At 43.4% G+C, this 21,699-nt stretch carries 10 protein-coding genes; 2 read left to right on the forward strand and 8 right to left on the reverse strand.

The features are described from left to right. The first annotated feature begins 197 nt into the window (after positions 1 to 197). The gene (locus A3860_RS38210; RefSeq protein WP_081155865.1) at positions 198 to 4,295 is read left to right on the forward strand and encodes a hybrid sensor histidine kinase/response regulator transcription factor; all 4,098 of its coding nucleotides are present in this window, start codon (positions 198 to 200) and stop codon (positions 4,293 to 4,295) included. A 232-nt stretch (positions 4,296 to 4,527) separates the two neighbouring features. Here the strand turns inward: A3860_RS38210 and A3860_RS38215 are convergent, their stop codons facing one another. Genes A3860_RS38215 through A3860_RS41795 form a run of 5 tightly spaced genes read right to left on the reverse strand, consistent with a single transcriptional unit; the run spans position 4,528 to position 12,188 of the window. After that, a complete protein-coding gene (locus tag A3860_RS38215; RefSeq protein WP_081155866.1) occupies positions 4,528 to 5,715 on the reverse strand; it encodes a DUF4998 domain-containing protein in 1,188 nt (395 codons plus the stop codon). A gap of 33 nt (positions 5,716 to 5,748) precedes the next feature. Continuing rightward, positions 5,749 to 6,981, reverse strand: a complete 1,233-nt coding sequence (locus A3860_RS38220; protein ID WP_081155867.1) for a DUF4959 domain-containing protein — start codon at positions 6,979 to 6,981, stop codon at positions 5,749 to 5,751. 40 nt (positions 6,982 to 7,021) lie between these two features. Continuing rightward, positions 7,022 to 8,959, reverse strand: coding sequence for a RagB/SusD family nutrient uptake outer membrane protein (locus tag A3860_RS38225; protein WP_081155868.1), 1,938 nt, complete (start codon positions 8,957 to 8,959; stop codon positions 7,022 to 7,024). 11 nt (positions 8,960 to 8,970) lie between these two features. Further along, positions 8,971 to 11,097, reverse strand: coding sequence for a SusC/RagA family TonB-linked outer membrane protein (locus tag A3860_RS38230; RefSeq protein ID WP_216823611.1), 2,127 nt, complete (start codon positions 11,095 to 11,097; stop codon positions 8,971 to 8,973). Positions 11,098 to 11,108: 11 nt separating this feature from the next. Beyond that, a complete protein-coding gene (locus A3860_RS41795) occupies positions 11,109 to 12,188 on the reverse strand; it encodes a TonB-dependent receptor plug domain-containing protein (RefSeq protein WP_216823612.1) in 1,080 nt (359 codons plus the stop codon). A gap of 217 nt (positions 12,189 to 12,405) precedes the next feature. On the opposite strand from A3860_RS41795, the gene A3860_RS38235 reads away from it, so the two are divergent. Then, positions 12,406 to 12,597 carry a hypothetical protein gene (locus A3860_RS38235; RefSeq protein WP_081155869.1) on the forward strand — a complete coding sequence of 64 codons (192 nt, stop codon included), beginning with the start codon at positions 12,406 to 12,408 and terminating at the stop codon, positions 12,595 to 12,597. A gap of 251 nt (positions 12,598 to 12,848) precedes the next feature. Here A3860_RS38235 and A3860_RS38240 read toward each other — a convergent pair whose 3' ends face one another. The 3 genes from A3860_RS38240 to A3860_RS38250 all read right to left on the reverse strand — a co-directional run bounded on the left by A3860_RS38240 (position 12,849) and on the right by A3860_RS38250 (position 21,573). Further along, positions 12,849 to 15,203: a beta-galactosidase gene (locus tag A3860_RS38240; RefSeq protein ID WP_081155870.1), complete on the reverse strand. Its 2,355-nt coding sequence runs from the start codon at positions 15,201 to 15,203 to the stop codon at positions 12,849 to 12,851. Between the two features lie 151 nt (positions 15,204 to 15,354). Then, positions 15,355 to 19,467, reverse strand: a complete 4,113-nt coding sequence (locus A3860_RS38245; protein WP_143774472.1) for a hybrid sensor histidine kinase/response regulator transcription factor — start codon at positions 19,465 to 19,467, stop codon at positions 15,355 to 15,357. Positions 19,468 to 19,734: 267 nt separating this feature from the next. Next, positions 19,735 to 21,573 carry a cellulase family glycosylhydrolase gene (locus A3860_RS38250; protein ID WP_143774473.1) on the reverse strand — a complete coding sequence of 613 codons (1,839 nt, stop codon included), beginning with the start codon at positions 21,571 to 21,573 and terminating at the stop codon, positions 19,735 to 19,737. Positions 21,574 to 21,699 lie beyond the last annotated feature (126 nt).

Below are 21,699 nucleotides of genomic sequence, written 5' to 3' on the forward strand. Positions count from 1 at the left end.
TACCAGCCGGGCGTTTGTATGCATTCTGAAATACCGGCAGTTAAATTTCTGTACGGAAAACACAAACGTCAGTCGTACATTTAATAACAAATTTAGCCAGGTCGCTAATCCCGGTGCGGGCAATTTTGTTGGATATCCTAGCAATTTTGTTCGATCGGGGACACTCTATTATATTGATTATTAAAACGATTGCAAACATGCGAAAATATATCTATATATTTTGGTGTTTCGTATTAATCACTGCCATTCCAACTTCCGCACAAACCAAACATATCAATTTCACTTCGCTTTCAAGCCGGGACGGCCTGTTATCCAATTCTGTAAATGCTATCATAAAAGACCGGTATGGGTTCATGTGGTTTGCTACTGAGGATGGATTGAACAAATTCGACGGAACGAATTTTACAGTATACCGGCATTTACCTGGTGACACAACCAGCCTGCGAACGAACGAAGTGCTTGCATTACATGAAGATAGATCGGGTAATTTATGGATTGGCACCGGCGGTGGAGGCCTCAGCCTTTATGACCGGAAAAAAGACCGTTTCTTACATTACCCGGTAAAAGCAGATACGGCCATGCTTACAGGCAGCGATGTTATCCGGGGCATCTGCAGCGACTACCAGGGCCACATATGGATCGCGCAATTCTCAGCATTGTATATGCTCGATCCTGTAACTCAATCCATTTCAAAACACCCGTTGCGCGATGGGGCCGGCAAAACAGTAAAAACAACACTTACTTCTATTTACGAAGACAGTAAACACCGTATGTGGATTGGAACCGATAACGGCCTTTTCTTATATAATGTGCGAACAAACACTTTCAGGTTGTATGAGAACAACAAAACAGACCTTTTCAGCCTGCCCGGGAACAACATAAGAGCGCTGGCAGAAGACAACTGGGGAAATATATGGGTTGGCGCTGCAACCGGGTTAAGCAGGCTGAAGCCAGATGGATCAGGCTTCATTCATTACAGCTATGTAAGCGGTACCGAAATCAATTGCATAGCCGCCGACGACCAGGGCTTATTATGGATAGGCAGCTCCAACGGTTTGTACGTTTATAACATACAGGCCGGCACGCATAGCGTTTTTTCACATGAATACGGTAATCTCCAAAGCCTAAGCAGCAAATTGGTGCGGTGTATGTATATTGACAAACAGGGCATTTACTGGTTTGGCACCTACCCCGGTGGCATTTGCAAATATGATAAAAACCTTAACCTGTTCAACCTCACGTTAAGCAGCAGTTTTCAGCAAAACAAAGCTAATATAGGCGTTATCACTGCGCTGACCGAAAATAACAATGGTCATGTACTGATTGGAACAGATGGCAACGGTTTATATGAATTCGACCGAAAAAAAGAACAGATACATCCTGTGAACCTTCGGCTGAAAAACATTAATGCCAGTAACCTCACTATATTTTCGATGCTGCGCACCCGGTCGAATAAATTGTATATAGGCACTTACTCCCGGGGGGTGATCATCCCGGACCAGGAAACCGGAGCGTATAAACAATTGATAAAGGGCCAGGGTATAAATGATATAACCGGTAACGATATATTTTGCTTATTCGAAGACAGCAAGGGCAATATCTGGATCGGCACCAATGGTGACGGTATTACTGTGGTGAACAACAACCGGGTAATTGCCCGGTATTCTCCCCTGCCCCAAAGCAATCGCGAGTCATTGTTGCCCATCAATGGCTATATACGGGCCATTGAAGAAGATGCCTATGGCAATATATGGATTGGCACACATGGTGGCGGTATTGCAGTATATGAACCTACCACTGGTAAATGGACGAAATACACCCAGGAGAACAGCCAGTTGCCGAGTAATAAAATCCAGTGCCTGCATTGCGACAGCAAGGGAAAAATGTGGATTGGCACTTTTAGTGGACTGGCTGCATTTGAAGCGGATAAGCACCTGTTTACTTTTTTTAGCGAAAAAGACGGGTTATTAAATAACATGATCTATCAAATTGTAGAAGATGGAACAGGTAAGTTATGGTTATCAACCAATACAGGGTTAAGCCAACTCGACACTGATACAAAAAGCTTCAGGAACTTCACTTATTTGAACGGCATTCAAAACTCGAATTTCGTTCGTGGAGTTGGCCTGCGGTTAAGGGACGGTGAAATGCTTTTTGGCGGTATGGATGGATTCAATCATTTTTTTCCCGGCCAGCTCACGGTCAATCGCAATGTGCCGCGTGTAATATTAACTGATCTGAAGATATCCAATAAATCTGTTGCTGCCGGTAACGATGCTCCTATTAAAGAACAGATCTCAGTAGCCAACGAAATAAGGCTGAATTATAAGCAAAACTTTGCGCTGAGTTTTGTAGCCCTGAATTATACCATACCAAAGCAAAACCACTACGCCTATAAACTGGATGGTTTTGATAAAGACTGGAACTATACCGGCACATCCAACATGGCTTCCTATACCAACCTGGACCCCGGTGAATATACTTTCAGGGTAAAAGCCAGCAATAATGATGACATCTGGAGCACAAAAGACACCACGATAAAAATAATTGTAAAGCCACCCTTCTGGCGTACCTCCTATGCCTATATATTTTATATACTTGCCCTTGGCGGCTTACTCCTGTACAGCAGGTACAGAGGTTTATCGAGATTAAGAAAGAAGTTTGCTTTGGAAAAGGAACAGCAGGAAGTTAATCGTATACAGGAACTGGACCGTATGAAGCTGAAATTCCTCACAAACCTCAGTCATGATTTCAGAACACCCATCTCGCTGATCATGGGCCCGGTAGACCAGTTGATTGAAGGTGAAGGAAGCCCTGGAAAGCTTGAAAAACTAAGTATGATCAGGCGTAATGCCAGAAGGCTGCTCAACCTGGTTAACCAGTTGCTCGACTTCAGAAAGATGGAAGAGCATGAATTGAAATTACAGGTAACGAAAGGCGAGTTTGTTTCCTTTTTAAGGGAAGTCACAGAATCTTTCAGGGATATGTCGGAAAGAAAAAATATCCGGTTCAATTTCAAAACCTGTATCAACCGGCTCGATGCTCTTTTTGACCGGGATAAGATGGAACGGATCCTTTTCAATTTACTATCCAATGCATTCAAGTTTACTTTAACCGGTGGGCACATCACCGTTGAGCTGCAAAAGGCTGAGATCTCCGAAGACGAGGAGACAACCCGGGTGTGGATCAATGTGATTGATACAGGCATTGGTATTCCCGATGATAAAAAGAGCCAGATCTTCGACCGGTTCTTTCAAAATGACACCAGCACAGCTATACTTAACCAGGGCTCCGGCATTGGTTTGTCGATAACCAAAGAGTTCATCAAATTACATGGAGGAAGCATCCATGTAGAAAGCGAGCCGGGAAAAGGGTCTGTATTCACGATACAGGTTCCACTTAAACGCGTTTATGAAACTACCATGGCACAACAAACGATGATGCAACCGGAACCCAAAGCTTCACACAACGGCCGTAACGATGCGCCGGCCGCGCCGGAAGAAAGCATTACGAACGATACATCGCCGGTACTGCTGGTAGAAGACAACGATGATTTCAGATTTTACCTGAAAGACAACCTCCGGCATAAATACAAAGTAATGGAGGCCACGAACGGCAAAGAAGGATGGCAAAAAACACTATCCAATCATCCGCAACTGATCGTTAGTGATATAAGCATGCCTGAAATGGATGGAATTGAACTCATTAAAAAAATAAGAGCCGATAAAAGAACAAGCCACATCCCGGTGATCCTGCTCACGGCCATGACCGGCCAGGAACAGCAGATCAATGGATTGGAAACAGGAGCCACTGATTATATTACCAAACCATTCAATTTTGAAGTGTTGAATGCCAAAATAAAAAACCTGCTCGATCTAAAGCACACCATGCAAACCACTTATTCGAAGCACATAAAGCTAATAGCCACAGAACCGGAAGTAGAATCGCCTGATGAAAAACTGATGGCCGAAATAATCAGTTACCTGGAAAAAAACCTCACCAATCCGCAATTGTCTGTAGAGAACTTAAGCAGGCATCTACAGATGAGCAGAAGCACCTTATACGCCAAACTGCTGCAATTAACCGGTCAAAAACCCGTTGAGTATATCCGTTCATTCCGGTTGAATAAAGCTGCGGCATTAATGGAAAAAAGCAATTTGAGCATCGTGGAGATCTCTAACCAGGTTGGTTTTACAACATCTAATTATTTTGCCAAATCGTTCAGGAGCCAGTTCAACATGATCCCTTCAGAATATATTGCAAAGGTTAGAAAAGTGAAACCAAACAATTCTTAGGGGAATATAACCGTATTTTTTTTGCTCCGATAAAATATTCTGATTATTAAAAAGGAAGGGGGTAGCCCCCCTCCGAAATTAATGTTTATGAGAGACTTTTGAATTAATACTTCCATTAACTCAGCCCGACCCATCATTTTTTCTGGTTAATTACTAACCGTTTTTAAAATTACTGCTTCACTATTTTTTCATAGTAACCTGTTCCCCATTCTTTATCTGTACATAGTACAGATCAATAATGCCGCAGTAACTTTACTTTCGTTACCCTCCAGTACTGGTTACCAAGCATAGTAGCCAGGAATCCCAGAGACACGGTATCGTCCTGGGGAAGGGTAAATGAGATGGCTTTAAAAGACAGGTCAGCTGATGCCAATGCACCGGGCGTTTGACCATTGACAAAATCAGGCAAAGTTGTTCCCACCGCTGCCACTAAACGCACTGAACCTGTATACCCCAAAGGTCCCAACTCTACCTGCAAAGTATACGTGCCAGCAGGCAACAGAACGCTTTGGTATATTTTTCCATTTATGATATCCGGAGCACCCCATCCTGATTCCATGCAAAGCACTGTATTATTATCACTCCCCCATCCACCCATATTATTATGGTTTTGAACGGGAGCGTTTACTATCCAGTCCTTCGGATCCCGGAAGCGATTGGTCGTTTGTACCGACAAAAAAGGTTGTGAAGTATTTTTCAGGTAAGTGGCTGTTACATCCATCCTTATTTGCAATGTATCATAGTATTTCACATAAAAAGTGTCAATCGCAATATTTGAAGGTTTATAAGAGGAACGGTATACCACGGGTGTTCCTATCTTCCAGTCTGAAATAGTCACCATCTTAGTGGCTGGGGCTACATCAATCTTTTTACTCTCGCCCGTTGCTGCCGTATATTCCACAGCCGTTGAAATATTGGTGACATCTGCATTAGAAAATGTTGTCACTATATTGTAACCGGGGTCAATGGCCGTGCTTGCTATGGAGCGATTAACCAATCCGGACAGATACAAATTGCCATAAACTTTTACACTATTGACAGCCGTTGGTATAGATCTATTGTTTTTATTGTCGTAGGCATATACTGTAAAAAAATAAGTACCCTCGCTGAGATCATTCACTATTCCACTGGTAAACTGAGATTGTTTGCCGTCGGGAACATTAAAAACAGCCGAATCGGTATAATTATTCCAATAGATAATATATTTCGCCACACTGGGATCGGGACTCGGCATCCAGCTGAATTGTACCCGGTTTTTACCGGGGTAGCAGGTTATATTTGAAGGAACGCCGGGATAAACTATTTCGCTGTTATTAAGGTACTTCCGGTATTCAATGTCCAGCTTTTTACAACTGATCAAAATATAGCAACCAGGTATAAAAAGTAAAAAAAACTTAAATAATATATCAGAAAATTTCATGTGCGTAAGATTTAATTTTGTAAAACACCCTGATTAATTACCCCCATAGAATGTGAGTTCGGCTATATAATCCCCAGGGCGGTTTCCCCAGGTTTTAGAGACACTCATTCTTAAATATTTTACTTTAGGAATATTCACAGGCATTTCAAAATTCACTCCATCGTTCCACCATTGTATATCAGCTGCAGTCGGACTGGATGTAGCGCTGCCCGAAGGCGGTAGCGGAAAATTAAAATTGGCAAGATTCACCCAGTCGCCCATTATAGTTCCTTCAGGAGCCGATTCGGGTAAGACAGCATCTCTTGGAGCATCATTAGCTGTTCCCCAAATGCTGAAGGATTCTACATTGCCATCTCCCCAGTAAGCAAATTGTCTTTGATTATAAATAAACCGGCTTAGCCGGGCTAGTTGTCCAATCCCAAATGTAATTACATATGGCTTGGTTGTGGCAACAACAGGAGAATACTGGTAGTGCCAGAAAGTAGTAGCGCTATTATCCCATATATTTTTAACAGGGAAGCTGCCTTGTGTGGGAATATCGGATGGCAACGGATATGGAGAGAATTTAGACTTATCCAGCAACACTTCAAAAAAGGGTGAAATGGTGGCATATTTAACCGGCGACTTGTTCCCCCACCAGTCGCTTACGTATGCGCCAAACCTTTTTGGCAACGTATCAAATCCGCGGATTGAATAGTTGATCTCCAAAGCATCGAAATACTTTTGTTCACGAATTACATATTTGCCCTGCGCGGGGTCGTCGTATAAATATGCAATCGTAACTCCCATTGCATCAGGATTCAGGGTATGCGCATTAACGCCACCAAATGTTGGCTGAAGTGTTAAATTGTTAGCAACCGTGAGATAAGCAGGCGTATCGGGGTTCACCGTTACCGAAACAGGGTCAGAGGCTACGTTCGCACGCGTTACCGCTTTCAGGTTTACTGTATATGGTTTTGGCGCCGCAAAGCCTTCGACCACCATGGTATCTGTATAATAACTGGTTTTGGTTTGCCTGCTTGCACCCGTGCTGTCATTGATCACATAATCTGCCTGTATATACAGTGTGTTTTCGGTTTTAGGAAGATCATAAATGATATAAGCACCGCCCTTAAAATTTACAACCCTTATATTGGAGGGGGCCCCGGGTTTGGTTTTGTCTGTAGAAACGGTTGAATTATAATCGCTGTTTTTCTTACAGGAAACAGCGATTATGCCACATAAAAAAAACCAACCGGATATGGTATAAAAAAGCCTGTTTTTCATTTCGTTTTATTGTTTTGGTCAAAAGAAGAATACAATACCACTACTGCCAGTACGGCGCCTGTACCAGTTTATCGTTCCTGAGCAGTTCGTCTCCGGAGAGGGGCCACAGGTAATCTTTATTACTTATAACGGGTATCATAAAGGTTTGCAGGGTATAATAAGATTTGATATCGGCCTGCATCACATTCCATCCCTGCACAGGCTTCGAAGCTTCCGTAACATATTCTTTCCAACGGCGCAGGTCCCAACCCGTTTGACCTTCAAAGCACATTTCAATCTTTTTCTCACGGTGAATAATGTCTCTTAAACCATCTTTGGTAAGAGGCTTTCCGGGCATGTTGGAATAGCTTGCCCAGGATTCAACTACCCCTTTTAGTTTTGCCCTCGACCGCACCGAATCGATATAACTATACACTTCGTTTGATGGACCACTGGCTTCATTCAGGCATTCCGCATACAACAGGTACAAACCCGCCAAACGCATTCTGGGCATGCGATAACCAACAACAGACAACCCGCCGCTGCTGGTGATGGCCGTTTGGTAGTGCGCCAGTTTTTTAGGCCAGTAACCGGTTACATTTGCACGGCCATATTCCTGAACACCCGATATCCCATCTTTTCTTCCGCCTACGTACAACATTGACTCCTGGTCTAACACCCCACCGCCAAACCATGTTCCGCCGTCAAATGCAATACTTGCGTAATAGCGGGCTTCTCTGTTAAAATTCCCCTTTACCGTGCTGTAACCTTCTTTTATGTAATATTTATCAACCTTATCGGCCGTTTGCATGGAAAACCGGTTCCCATAATCCCATGACTTATCTTCCTCGATAGGCACGCCGTTCTTCGTGTAAAACAATTCAGCAATAGCTAACGGTACAGAAAGATTACCGGGAACAGCGCCAAACACATCAGTATTTGTGGTTAAACGGGGTATACAATTTGATTGATAACCAAACGTTCCGTTGAGTGCCCAGATCAGCTCACTATTATTACTCCACTTTTCGGTTACGGCGCCTTGTAAGCTCAACACCAATTTCAATGAATCGTTTAATTTGGAAATTGCAGGGGGAATCAGGAAGGAATACAGCCTTAAATTCAAACCAGCAGCCTGCGATATTGCTGCCTTACATGCTTCTGCCGCTCTTTTCCACTTTTCATTATCGACAGATGTGGGAAATAGCTGTACCCCATCTTTATCCTGGTAACCTGCATAGTCAGGATTACCATTAAACAGCGGACTGGCCTGCGTGGCAAGCATCTCAGCTTTTTCGGCCAACGCAATTGTTTGTGTAATACGCCCGAGCTCATCGTTAACATTTACAATAGCAGGAGGCAAACCCGGAATTGCCTTGTCAAGGAGGCCAACGATATAAGAAAACACACTGTCAACAGGCTGCCGTTTCTTACGGAATGTTTCTACAGGCTGACTTATATCTTCCTCTACATCCATAATTGGAATGGGACCATACATCCTTAACAAAAAGTAGTGGTAATAAGCCTTAAGAAAGTTGGCCTCGGCAATCCACCGTTCTTTTTCAGAAGCGCTTAAATCGATCGGTTTATCAATGTTTTTCAGAAAAATATTACACCGGCGTATTGCCTGAAAAAGATTCGGTCCGCTATTAGTGCCTTCCCAGTAATTCAAAAGCGGCGAGGTGGTATTCTGACTGCCGCTGAGCAGGGTAAAATTATTGGTTATAAGATTTCCGGCATAACTTTGATTATACACTTCTCCTGAGGTAATAAATCCCGGATCGTTAATAGGATTGCTAAGCGCCTGTAAAGTTCCATAACAGGCAAACAAATAATTCTCTGCCTCGTTCCGGTTACGAAAGGCATAATCAATGGTGCCTACGTTTTCCGGCGTTACGTCAAGATACTTTCTGCACGATGGAGTAATACACACCATACCAAAAAGCATGATACCAACAAAAGGAAAGAATAGATATCGTTGAATTTTTATTTTGCTTCTCATTATGGTAATTATTAAAAGTTAACATTAATGCCAAGGTTATACGTTCGTTGCAAAGGATAGTTGAATGCATTGCCCCCCTGCTCAATATCCCAATACCTGAATTTGCTGAAATTGACAAGGTTCATCCCACTAAAGAATATTCTGCAGTTGTTCAATCTTAATTTCTTTGCTGCTGTCCCGGGAAGCGTAAATCCTATTTCTACCATTTTAAGCCTGATAAAACTTCCATCGCGCATCCACCAGGTACTATTTTGAAGGTTGTTCGAAATTTCGGTGGTGTTGGTCCCCAACCGCGGATATATGGCATATAAATTCTGGTTTTCCTCAGACCAGTAACTATCCGCATATACCTTAAGTGCCTGCGAAATGCCTGTAATAGACCCGGTACCTGGTATAAACGGACTTGTGGCTTTTGGATCGATAAAGAAGGTTGAACGGGCCTGACCCTGGAATCGGGCATTTACATCAAGCGATTTATACCCGAATGAAAAACCAAATCCGTATACTACCTGCGGTGTAGTGGGATAACCCATGGGCACCATATCGGCGTTCGTGATAACACCATCATTGTTTACATCTCTGTATTTAATATCCCCGCCTCTTGGCGCACTGCCACCAAAGAGTTGAGACGGAGAGGACTTTGCTTCTTTATCGTCAACAAAAAGACGCTCGGCTATATACCCGAATTGCTGATTCAGCAAGGTACCGGCCCTATAGCGCCATGGCTCGGCATAAACAGGCTCCTCATATTTTCCATACCTTCCCTGCGAATAAGTGAGGTTCGACATGAACTCGATCCAGATATTCCGTGAAAGCTTATGACTGTAATTGGCCGTAAGGTCTACGCCTTTTATTTTAGCGGTGCCCACATTGGCTTTTATACCGGCCTCAAGCCCGGCGCTGGCTGGCACATAACGGTCCATTAAAATATTCGACCGGCTCTGTTGCCAGTATTCTGCAACGATATTCAATTTTTTAAACAGTGAGATCTCAATGGCCGTATTGGTGATCTGCGCTTTCTCCCAGGTCACATTCCGGTTCTCATAATTACGAATAACCACGCCCGGTCTTGAATAAGCATTGTCAACGCCAAATGACGAACCATTCCCTCCCTGAAGATTCACATCCGACAGGTAGAAAAACCTTTGGTCGCTGATAGCATCATTACCAGTAAAACCAAAACTGCTTCGCAACTTCAGGTTCGTAATAATATCAGCAATGGCGCCACCCCAAAAGTTCTCATTTGAAACCATCCATGAGCCGCCGATAGTGGGAAAAAAGCCAAAGCGGTTATTCTTTGAAAACCGCTCAGAGCCATTATAACCGGCATTGAATTCAACAAAGTATTTGTTTTGATAATTGTATGAAACCCTGCCAGCTATATTCAGGTTGCGGTATGGCAAACCCGTCTGTAGCGTAATGGCCTGGGAATTGAGTGATTGTTGTCGTACACCAATAAGTGAAGCGCTTATATTATGATCACCGAAACCCTTGTTATATTCAAACTGTCCCTGAAATTGTATGAAAGTATTAGCCTTGGAACCCTGTGAAGAGAAAATAAGATATTCTGTAGGCAAAGGATTACTGCTGGTAGATGAATTCAGCCAACGCAGTTTGTAAGTATTGGCCGAACGGTCATAATCGCGGGCAGAAATCGTATAATAAAATGGGTTATAAGCCATCTGGTTGGCGAAGTAGGCATACCTGTTGGTGGTAAAAAATCCTCTGAATGTAAGCCCGGGCACTACCATATCAAGCTTCTGGTTCAGCTCGAGGGTTGTTGACATGCGCGATTCTGAAAACCGTTTATACCCTCTGAGCAATTCGGCGTAAGGATTTTGAAAACCCACATTGCTGGTACTGGTAGTATTTCCCGGGTTATTCCCGAACAAAATATGCTGTGCCTTCAGGTTGGCAGAATCAGGCTCATAATAAGCCGGAAAAAGCACCGGGCTGGTGTGCATCGCCATTTTGTACAGATCTGTGGAAAAAGAAGCATCCTGTGTAATGGGCCCGCTGTAATCGTTGAAATTGCCCCACAAACGAACAATCAATTCTGTGGTGCGCGAAATGTTAATATTCACATTGGAGCGAAGTTGATAGTTCTTGTAGTTAACATTATTATTAAAGCTGTTCATGGGATTTTTCTTCAATATCCGTTATCATTACTATAGGATGCAGAAACCATATATCTTGCCACCTTACCACCTCCATTCACATTCATGGATGCCCGCTGGTTAGCCGTTCTTTTTTTGAACATCACCCCCAGCCAGTCGACCACCGGATAAACATACTTATTGCTTCCCGGTGCATTTTCAAGCGTTTGCTGTCGGTTATAAATATCATCCTCACTGTAAAAGGGTATTCCTTTTTCATTCCGTGTCATTATTGCTTCGTTATACATTCGCATATAGGTAATGGGATCAGCCAGCTGAATACTTTTTGTGGGCTCAGAAACAGACTGGTCTAACCGGATATTTATCCTGGCTTTACCTTCCCTGCCCGACTTGGTTGTTACCAATACCACACCATTAGCCCCCCGGGCCCCATATAAAGCCGTTGCACTGGCATCTTTCAAAATCGAAAAACTTTCAATATCCTCCACCTGCAAACGGGCAAGGTCATTGGCTGTAAGCTCCACGTTATCAATTAGGATCAATGGACTCTGGCGGTAACCGAATGTAGTTACACCCCTGATGAAGAAATTGGAGTTATCAAGACCGGGCTGGCCGTTCTCCTGATAGGCGATCACACCAGCCGTTTGGCCTGCAAGTGCATTTGTAAGATTGCTCGCAGGTATACGCAGCTTATCGGGTTCAATGGTGGATACCGAGCCTACAACAGCTTCCTTGCGCTGCTTTCTGCCAAACGCTACCACAATAACTTCTCCCATGGATGATGAAGAAGCTACTCTAAGAACAACGTCTATCTTTATCTTTCTGGGTGTGAGTAAAACCGAATCTGGCTTGTACCCTGCATAGCTGAACACAAGCAAATGATCGGGCACGGCATTAATTACATACATACCGTTTTCATTAGTTGAAGTACCAATGCCAGTACCAGCCTGTACAACACTTACCCCCGTAAGTATTCGACCGGTGGAATCACGCACGGTACCGGTAACCGTAAATCTTTCTGTATTCTTTTGAATACGTTCCTGCCCTGATAGCCCTATTGCAGCAGCCATCAACAGACAAAGCACGAGGCAAGGCCTTAATTTCTTCGTCATAAGCGTTCTTTAAAGTTCAATTTTTTAGTTTTGGTGGTTTTTATTCCTTCCCTTTCTTTCAAGCGAGTCCCGGTTTTAGGGCAATACAAAGCAGGTCAATATTGCCATCATGCGGTAAGGCAGGCATGGCAAACTGACAATTAGTTTATGTTCCCTGAAAACCAGTTAATCGATTAAGCATTAACTTGAAAAAAGCCGGGTTAAAGAGTGGGATATTTTGAAGATTGATAAAACGGGGCAGTTCCCGTTAGGCATACTAAGGCAGTTCATTTTTTTCATTGCTGACAATCGTTTTGGTTTACCTGAACTGATGCCGGTTTGGCACCTGATGAGTTCAAAATTAGGGGTGGGTAAAAGGGAATCAGGGGGGACAGATGCTCAAATTGGTATGAAAATCGTCCATTTTTGATTGCTGAACCTCATTTTTTGCTACCTGACGTTCGTTTTTCAACTGGTCACAAGTTAAAATTCAGGATTGGTGATGAAAAAATGACATTTGGGAGGCAATTACCTAACTTCAATTTACGCAAAAAGAAAAGAGGCTGTATTCTATGATGCAGCCTCTTTTTATTCGGGTACCCGCTGGAGCCAGGTAGTCGTTTATGCGATTCTCAGGGCCTTCGTTTACTTTTAATACATCCTCGAATTAGTCATGGCAGGTCACAATCTGAATGGTTGTTTTTTAAAAAATACGCGGTAATCTTTTATCATACCATCTGTTTTATTATCTGATCGCGGCAAATACCGCATACCGGTAATTACCTGAATGGCACCAATATCAATGACTACCTGGTGAGGATATAACGGTCTGCCGCCTGCAGATTGGCTTTGCCAGAAGGTAGATTCCTGCAGATCAAAAATTTTGTCAGCAGCATGATTGCCTGAAGTGATCTCTTCACTGCTGGCATAAACGACCTTCCATTGTAAAGCAGACAAAGCTTTACCGTCTTTACCTATCAGTTCCAATTCAGCAATACTTGCCAGGGGATCATTGGCCCGCCAGGCATTTACTGCTTCCAGGCACAGGTAACGGCCTTCAACTTCACCGGCAAATTTGATCTCTTTCCAGCCCCCATCTGCAGCAAAACTTCCTGAATCAACCGGAAGTTCCTTTTCAAGTTGAAGTTTTTGCCCCATGGCCCTGTGTAATAAAGATGCATCCGGATTGATCTTATCCAATATGGGTTTCAACACACCGGCCACATTCCTGTTAACCGGATTATCTACATCCAGAATAATGATCTCATTTATACCTCGTTTCAACCATACACCGGGCAAATACAGGGTTTGCTGAGGACCTATTCGCCAAAAACGGCCCAGGTTATGACCATTCACCCACACCATGCCCTTCCCCCAGGAGTTTACATCCAGCCAGGTATCCCCTGTTTTAGTTATTTTAAAAGTTCCTTTGTACCATCCCGGGCTATTCCCTTTTGCAGTAGTGTACTTTTTGCTCTTTTGAAATTCATAATCTACAGGAAAATTATATACCTGCCAGTTTTTCAATATCTTTTTTGTGCTGTCTGTTTCAAGGGTTACTTTTTCGGTTATACCTTTATGATCAATAATGGCCTTGCCAAAATTTACCCGGCCAGTAGCTTCCACCAATATATCCAATCGGGCATTGGCAACAACAGCGGGTATTTCAATGGCGGTATCTCCCATTCTGCGGTCGAGTTTACCAACAACTTTTCCATTTATAAATACAGTTGCCCAGTCGTGCACTTCCCTTATAACCAGTTTATGTTTTACTGTTGAAGCCGGCAGCTGCGTACGATACAGGATCTGGCCCCAACCCTGGTTAAAGTATTCCATAGGCTGAATGTCTGCCGTCTTGTGAGGAGCAGGCAGGTTAGAAAATAAGGGAGCACATTCAGTTAGCTCAAAGGCCGGAATTTGTATTACCGGCAATTCATCGGGAATATTGCCAATGGCTTCGCCCTCCTGAAGGTAATTTTTCAACAGATCGCGCACTGCAAAAAACTTATCTGTTACATTTCCCTGTTCACCAATTGGCGCATCATAATCATAAGAAGAAACCATGGGTGAGTAAGGCCCGGCATTGGCGCCGCCCCACTGTGCGAATGAAGTTCCGCCGTGCGTCATATACAGGCTGAAAGACACTTTACGGTCCATCATATCTTTCAAACTACCGATAAAACTGCTGATGGAACGGGTTTCATGGGGCTTACCCCAGTGATCGAACCAGCCGGTCCAGTACTCACTGCACATTAATGGGGCCGAAGGGTACAACTTCCGGAAAGCCTGGAACTGGTTATCTATATTGGATCCCGCACCGAAATTCAGGGTGGTTGCTACCCCATCTAACTGATATTTGTTAAAATTTGATGACCAATCACAACGAAACAACTGTACTTTATCAAAGCCCGCATCGCGTATACCGTTGCGTATGGCCTCCATATAAGCCTTGTCAGAACCGAATGTTGCATACTCATTCTCTACCTGCACCATAATAATATTACCACCACTTTGTATTTGTAAAGGGGCCAATTGCTTACCTGCCTCTTTAAAGAACTTATGAGTACGTTCTATAAAAAAACTGTCGGCAAGACTGCGAACGCCCAGGTCCTTTTTCCGGAGCAACCACCAGGGCAACCCGCCCATTTCCCATTCAGCACATACATAAGGCCCCGGACGCACAATGCAATACATCCCGTTTTTCTGCACAAGGCGCACAAAAGCAGCTACGTCATTCTGACCGGTAAAATCAAACTGATCCTGCATTTGCTCATGCAGGTTCCAGAACAGGTAAATGCAAATGGTATTCATGCCCATTGCCTTGCATAACCGGATCCTGTGCTCCCAATATTCTTTTGGTATACGGGAATAATGCAATTCTGCGGCCCGGATCACAAAAGGCTTTCCGTTCAATAAAAATTCCTTGTCACCGGTTGTAAAATTCCCCGTTACATAAGTAATCTTCCGGGTTTGACTAATAGCATTATTAAAAAGCACTATAATCAGCAAACTGAAAAACAAAGAAAATTTCCTCATTACCATTTGTTAATATGATTATCACCTGGAAAAATCATCCTGAATAATAAAAATAACCATGAATTTCCATCAACAAGGGGGGACAATCGATTAAACAGGGGTGACAATCGTCCATTAGGTGAAGTAAAGGTTCGTTGTTAATGATAGATAGCTACTTATTCCTGATTCGTGAAAACTGATCGTTCAGATTGGTTTTATTCTGGAAAGAATTCCGGTATTTCTTAATATACTCCGATGGCTTCATTTTAAATAAACGGGTGAATTGCTCGCTGAAATATTTAGGATCGCTGAACCCAACCTGAAACGCGATCTCTTTTACCTGCCCGTCTGTGTGGATCATCAGTTCTGCTGCTTTCCGCAGGCGGATCAATTTTACGAACTCGTTAACAGATAAACCGGAGATCGCCTTCACATGCGTATACAATTTGGAACGGCTCATCCCCATCATTTTTGCAAATACTTTACTGTCGAAATCATCCCTTTCAATATGTTCTTCCACTACAGAAATGCAATTGGTTAAAAAGCCCCTGAATTCATCAGAAACCTTTAATGTATCGGACTGCAGCGTGATCTCATTAAAAAAGAATTTTTTCAGTACGTCCCTGTCCTTTAAGATATTGTTGACCCGTGCTATCAGCAATTCACTGTCAAATGGCTTAAGAATATAGTCGTCTGCTCCGCATTCAACACCTTTTAATCGCATGTCATTGGCTGAACAGCCTGTAAGCAAAATAACCGGAATATGTCCGTACACATTGCTGTTCTTTATTTTTTTGCAAACCTCAATTCCATTGGACTCATCCATTACAATATCACATATTATTATATCGGGCACGAGTTCCTGCACTTTTTTCCATCCATCTGATCCGTTCTCAGCCTCGATTACTGTCATATGTGCAAATAAAGTTTTTACATACGAGGTAAGCTGCCTGTCATTATCAATCACCAGCATTATCCTTTTTTCTGCAACAAGATCGCTTAACTGGTCATCTGAGGTATCAGGGGCATCAGCTATTGTGGTTGTTGCCGGGTTGTTTAGAAAAGAATAGACCGGCAACTCAGTTTCAATCATTTTTTCTGTGATGGATTTGAACGCCGGGCTTTCCCGGGGGGAGACAAGTGAAAGATCAGCTGTTTTCTTCAAACAGAAAGTAAATACAGTGCCGCCGGTTTCCGGACAATGATAAGTAAGCGTTGCCTGATGCATATCGGCAAAGGCCTTCGCAAGGTACAACCCTATTCCAAAACCCTTACCGGGCTTTGTGGATTGTTTATCAGTCACCTGGTAAAATTTCCGGAATAATTTATCGCCGATGTCTGCAGGTATGCCAGAACCGCTGTCATTAACCGTAATGATAAACTGATCATCTTTTTCTTCCAGTTTAAAAAAAACCACACCCCTGCAGGGGGTGAATTTTATAGCATTCGCAATAAGATTAAAGATAATGATCTCTATCTTTTCAGCATCTGCAACCACCTCGGCAGCATCAAGCCCACAATCAAAATCATATGTTATGGATTTTGAAGCAGCTTCATCACTGAAACAAAAATAGATCTGCCTGCATAAATCAAGCAAGTCAAGTTTTGCCAGTTCTATTTTTCCGAATTCATTATCGGCTTTTCTGAACAGCAGCAACTGGTCGGTCATTTTTAGCAATCTTTGCGCATTGCTATGGAGCACCTGCAATTTGTAGTTATCTTCCGGTACCCTTCCGCTTTTTAAAATTTCTTTGATGGGATTGATAATGAGGGTTAGCGGTGAACGGAATTCATGCGAAATATTGGTAAAAAATGAAAGCCTCTTTTCATTCAATTCCATTTCATGCTGATGTTTCAACTCGGCGATCTTCATTTTGTATTGTACCCGTCGCTGCTTATCCCAATAATATAATAATGTGCCTATGATTGCGATCACCACCAAAATAACCGCCAGGCGTAACCACCATGTGCGGTACCAGGGGGGCAGCACAATTACAGGCAAGCGCAATTCTTTTGTATTCCATATACCTGAGATATTGGTGCTCCTGATCCGTAAAACATAGTTGCCTTCCCGCAGCTCTGAATAGTTGGCCGTTTTAAGGCTCCCTGCCTGACTCCATGTTTTATCCCAACCCTCCAGAAAATATGCGTATTGAATTTTACTGGGTAATGAATATTCCAATGCTGCAAAATCAATGGAAAGAACGGCCTTGCTGTATGGCACTTCAATTTGACCGGGAATATATAAAGAAGTCCCTTTTACATATTCGCCAACCCGTTTCACCTGTTCATTCAATATCCTGATCCCGGTTATACCAAGTTGCGGAAATGACTTTTCCGGAACACATGATTCGGGTTTGAAAATGGTAAATCCTTTTATGCCGCCGAACAGGAATTCTCCGGATCTGAGCTTCAGGGCAGCATTGTAATAAAATTGATTGCTTTGCAATCCGTCGACATCGAAAAAATTCTCAAAAGTTTCCGTTGCCGGTTCAAATTTCGAAATACCATTAAAAGTGCTCATCCATATAGCGCCACTGCTATCTTCAAGGATATTCAGCACATTATTATTAGGCAGCCCTTGTTGTTCTGTAAATGTTTGCCACCTGCCCCTGTAATATTTTAACAAGCCATTGCCCTCTGTTCCTACCCATATGGCGCCGTCCCTGCCCTCCAGGATGCTTCGCACCGGCGCATTTGTATTGCATGTGTACAGGATATTTCCCTCTTTATCGATTTGCTGCACTTGTTTGCGCCCACCATACCATAAATGGCCATTATGATCTCCGGTCAATGCCAGAATGCCCCCGGTAACAATATTCAGCGGGACCAGTTCCCCTTTCTTTTTATCATATTTAAACAGTTTGCCACAGGCTGCCCACATATTGCCTGCATTGTCATTATATAACACCCAGGCAAATTTTGTTTCATTATACGGCGCAATTTTTTGAAATATATTACGGTTTCTGTTGAACCGTACAATGCCACCGCCAAAGGTCGCTATCCATACATTTCCATCTTTGTCAACCGCCAGGTTCGGGATATTATTATGAGGTAAACCGCTCTCCGCGGGAGTATATGAATAATTTTTAAACTGGTTCGTCTTCCGGTTCCAGACGCTGATGCCGCCCCCATCGGTTCCTATCCATACATCGCCATTTTTATCTTCACAAAATGAAAACACGAAATTGCCGGCCGGATTTTTCCCTTTGTCGTTCTCCGGTTTGACAGAATAGAATTGGTTGCCTTTATGATCGATAATATTTACGCCGCCGCGAAACGTGCCGATCCATAATCGCTGTGCATCGTCTTTATATAAACAATAAATGGCATTGCTTGAAATGGTTTGATAGCCTGCAATATCCCTTATTGCCAATAAACGATGCGTTGCAATGTCTATGACACTAATGCCATTTCCATCCGTAGCCACCCAAAGCCTGCCAGCCTCGTCGTTGCAAAGCGACATTATACGGCCTGGCCGAAACGGTTGGCCCTGTTGCAATTTGTAAGGCGACAATTGGGAATTATTAATAGAATATTGGTAAAGTGCCTTATCTGTTCCTGCCAATAACGTATCACCCTGCAGCTGAACAAAACAATTGGCCTGAATGGCGTTTTCATGTTTAATTACTATACTCCCGGTCTTATGATCGTACTGACATATGCCAATGTGGTCTACATATAACCATATTTGCCCTTCACTACCTGCAAAAATGGTCTTAACCGTATACTCTGAAAGCGTTTTGCCATGATAACGCAGGCCCAGTTGTGAGCCGGTCAAAGCTCCTTTTTTAAAAACGATGAGACCTGTACAGGCTGCCCCCACCAACATGTTACCATGTCCGTCGTTAACAATACTGTTTACAAACACTTCAAGGGTTGCAGCTTCTGCTCTGGGCGAAACCTTCGTTTCCTGCTGAAGCAATGGCTGATATTTTACATGAGAAAAAAGGGAAGTCTTATCATCCAGTACCGAAACGCCCGGCCAGGCAGCAATCCAATGCCTGCCCTGGTCATCTTCGGCAATGGCTATAACCTGATTTCCGGCCAGGGAAGTGGAGTCTCCTATCCGGTGATTGTATTTCTTAAAAGCATATCCGTCGTACCTGTTCAGCCCGTCGTAAGTGCCGAACCACATAAACCCCTGTTTGTCTTTTGAGATGCAGGTAGTGGTATTGTTAGCCAGTCCCTGATCAATGGTCAGGTAACGTACTTTATCCTGGCCGGTAGCGGTCAAAACAAAGCATAAAAGCAAGCAGTCAATGGCAAGAATCGTACGTTTCACAATTATTTGGGAATAGCATATAAAAATACGATTTCCGTGCACATATATAATAAAAAACCAACATTCTTTTAATTCACCCTAACAGAAATACAAATAAATGTAAATGATTTAGCAACAAAAATCACGGAAATTATATTCATGGCTGGCCAATTTTTGCAATACATAAACGGCAGCAGCCAAAGTCCGAGATCTGGCATTAGATCCCTGAAAAGCAATAAGGGATGGGCTGTAAACCCATCCCTATTTTATTGGTGTTCTTATTCATTCCTATTTCTTTATAACCTTAAACGATCTCACTTCATTTACACCATATACTTTCACTACATACACGCCGCTTTTCAGCGAAGCGCCTAATGACAGGGAGTTTAATATGGCAGCCTGTTCAATAGTTTCAACCTGCCGGCCCATTATGTCAAAAATGGCGATGCGCAACACTTTACCGGGATCGGGAATAGTAAGTTTGAAATTGGTGGTGAATGGGTTCGGATTTAATGCCAACGCTGCCATTGATTCATCGGGCGATGAAACAACAGGCATGCTAACATCTCTTCGTCCATTGGCTAGGGTAGTTACTGCCCACTGCTGGTTATTACTACTGCTGTTTTGCCATTGACCCAGGTCGGCCCCATTGGTTGTTGCGCCGAGGCCATCGAGATATAACCCCGTTGCCCGGTTCTGGAATTTCATATAGCTGCCCGCTGCAACCTGTAGCCATTGCTGGTTATTACTGCTGCTGGTGGCCCATTGGCCGCATATTGACCCATTGGCCGTTCTGCCCATGCCGTCGAGATATATGCCCGTAGCCTTGTTTTTTATTTTAACATAACTGCCGGCCGGCTCCAATACCCATTTTTGTGCATCAGAGCCACTGCTACTGTATTGGCCTGCATTGGAACCATTGGATGACCTGTACATTCCATCGATCAATAATCCCGTTGCCCGGTTGGTTAACGTAACATAACTACCCGTTGAGATGCCTGCACCCTGCATAATGGCATCTATAACGGGCTGATCGAGTACCGCAGAGGTGCTGCGGTTGTACATTTGCATATTGATGTCCCAACAGATCGGGATTATTCCTTTACTCCTTGCTGAGTTTACCAGATACTTATAAAAATACAGCCGGGAAGCAACGTGCAGCGACTGATCTGAGGGCGCACTCAAATTTCTTTTAACGGCCGCATATTCACCAATGATCACAGGTATCCCTTTATCAATGAACTTTGATTTCATTAACCCCAATCCCCGCTCCACTTCACTCTCTTCGCCCCAGGTGGCATTGCGGCTTGCGTCGGTTGTGGAATGATAACCATTTCCCCAATAGTAGAACATACTGCCCCATGATGCATCTTCCGTTAAACCACAGAATTGCCATGGCGTGTAATAGTGCACTTCCACCATCAACCGGTTGGCAATCTGGTCAGTAGGCATGGTATTCATAAGGTTATTGGTGAGATCTATATTTGTCTGCGGCCCCTGGATAATAAGCGTGCGGGAACTGTTATTTCCACCGGTTGCACGCACCGCATTGATAAATGTCTGGTGGTACGATAACAATACCGACATGCCGGTGGCATCAGTCGCATTCGGCTCATTGGCGCTGGCAAACAACAACCGTTCATTATAATTTTTGAAATAATTCCCTATCTGGGTCCAGTAGTTTTGTTGCTTCGCATTTACGGAAGCCTGTGCCGATGTTGTTACATTGTTTTCGAGCCAGCCATTATCCCAATGGATATTAATGATCACATACAGGTTCTGGTTCATACAATAATCCACCACTTGTTTAACGCGTGCCATCCAGTTAGGGTCAATTACGCCGTTGGTGGCATGGCAGTCCCAGGAAACCGGAAGCCGTATGGTATTAAACCCCGAGGCCTTTACGGTATTGATCAGTTGCTGTGTGGTAGTGGCGCCACCCCAAACCGTTTCGCCACAAATGGCTTCCAGGGTGTTACCCAAATTCCAACCAACCTTCATTTGGCTGGCAATAGTTTGTGCGGTAGGCAATTGCGTGCGTGCACTAATGGATAGTAAAAGCGCAACAAGCAAATGCGCAATGGCAAATTTCCTCTTTGTGACAAGCATCAATAGACGTTTTTTCATACTTTAGTTTTTTTGGTTTATAAAAAACTGGCAGGCAGATCGCTAGACTCTCTTGTAAATCTAATTTGATGCTGTTTAAAACGTGGGGGCCAAATGTTTCAGATTGGGCTATTAAATGTTGTAATG

Source organism: Niastella vici, from assembly GCF_002077945.1.
Classification (GTDB): domain Bacteria; phylum Bacteroidota; class Bacteroidia; order Chitinophagales; family Chitinophagaceae; genus Niastella; species Niastella vici.

Bases quoted from the DNA above. Each gene is read 5' to 3' on its own strand.
- A3860_RS38210 (WP_081155865.1), top strand. From the start codon at position 198: ATGCGAAAATATATCTATATATTTTGGTGTTTCGTATTAATCACTGCC.
- A3860_RS38215 (WP_081155866.1), bottom strand. From the start codon at position 5,715: ATGAAATTTTCTGATATATTATTTAAGTTTTTTTTACTTTTTATACCT.
- A3860_RS38220 (WP_081155867.1), bottom strand. From the start codon at position 6,981: ATGAAAAACAGGCTTTTTTATACCATATCCGGTTGGTTTTTTTTATGT.
- A3860_RS38225 (WP_081155868.1), bottom strand. From the start codon at position 8,959: ATGAGAAGCAAAATAAAAATTCAACGATATCTATTCTTTCCTTTTGTT.
- A3860_RS38230 (WP_216823611.1), bottom strand. From the start codon at position 11,097: ATGAACAGCTTTAATAATAATGTTAACTACAAGAACTATCAACTTCGC.
- A3860_RS41795 (WP_216823612.1), bottom strand. From the start codon at position 12,188: ATGACGAAGAAATTAAGGCCTTGCCTCGTGCTTTGTCTGTTGATGGCT.
- A3860_RS38240 (WP_081155870.1), bottom strand. From the start codon at position 15,203: ATGAGGAAATTTTCTTTGTTTTTCAGTTTGCTGATTATAGTGCTTTTT.
- A3860_RS38250 (WP_143774473.1), bottom strand. From the start codon at position 21,573: ATGAAAAAACGTCTATTGATGCTTGTCACAAAGAGGAAATTTGCCATT.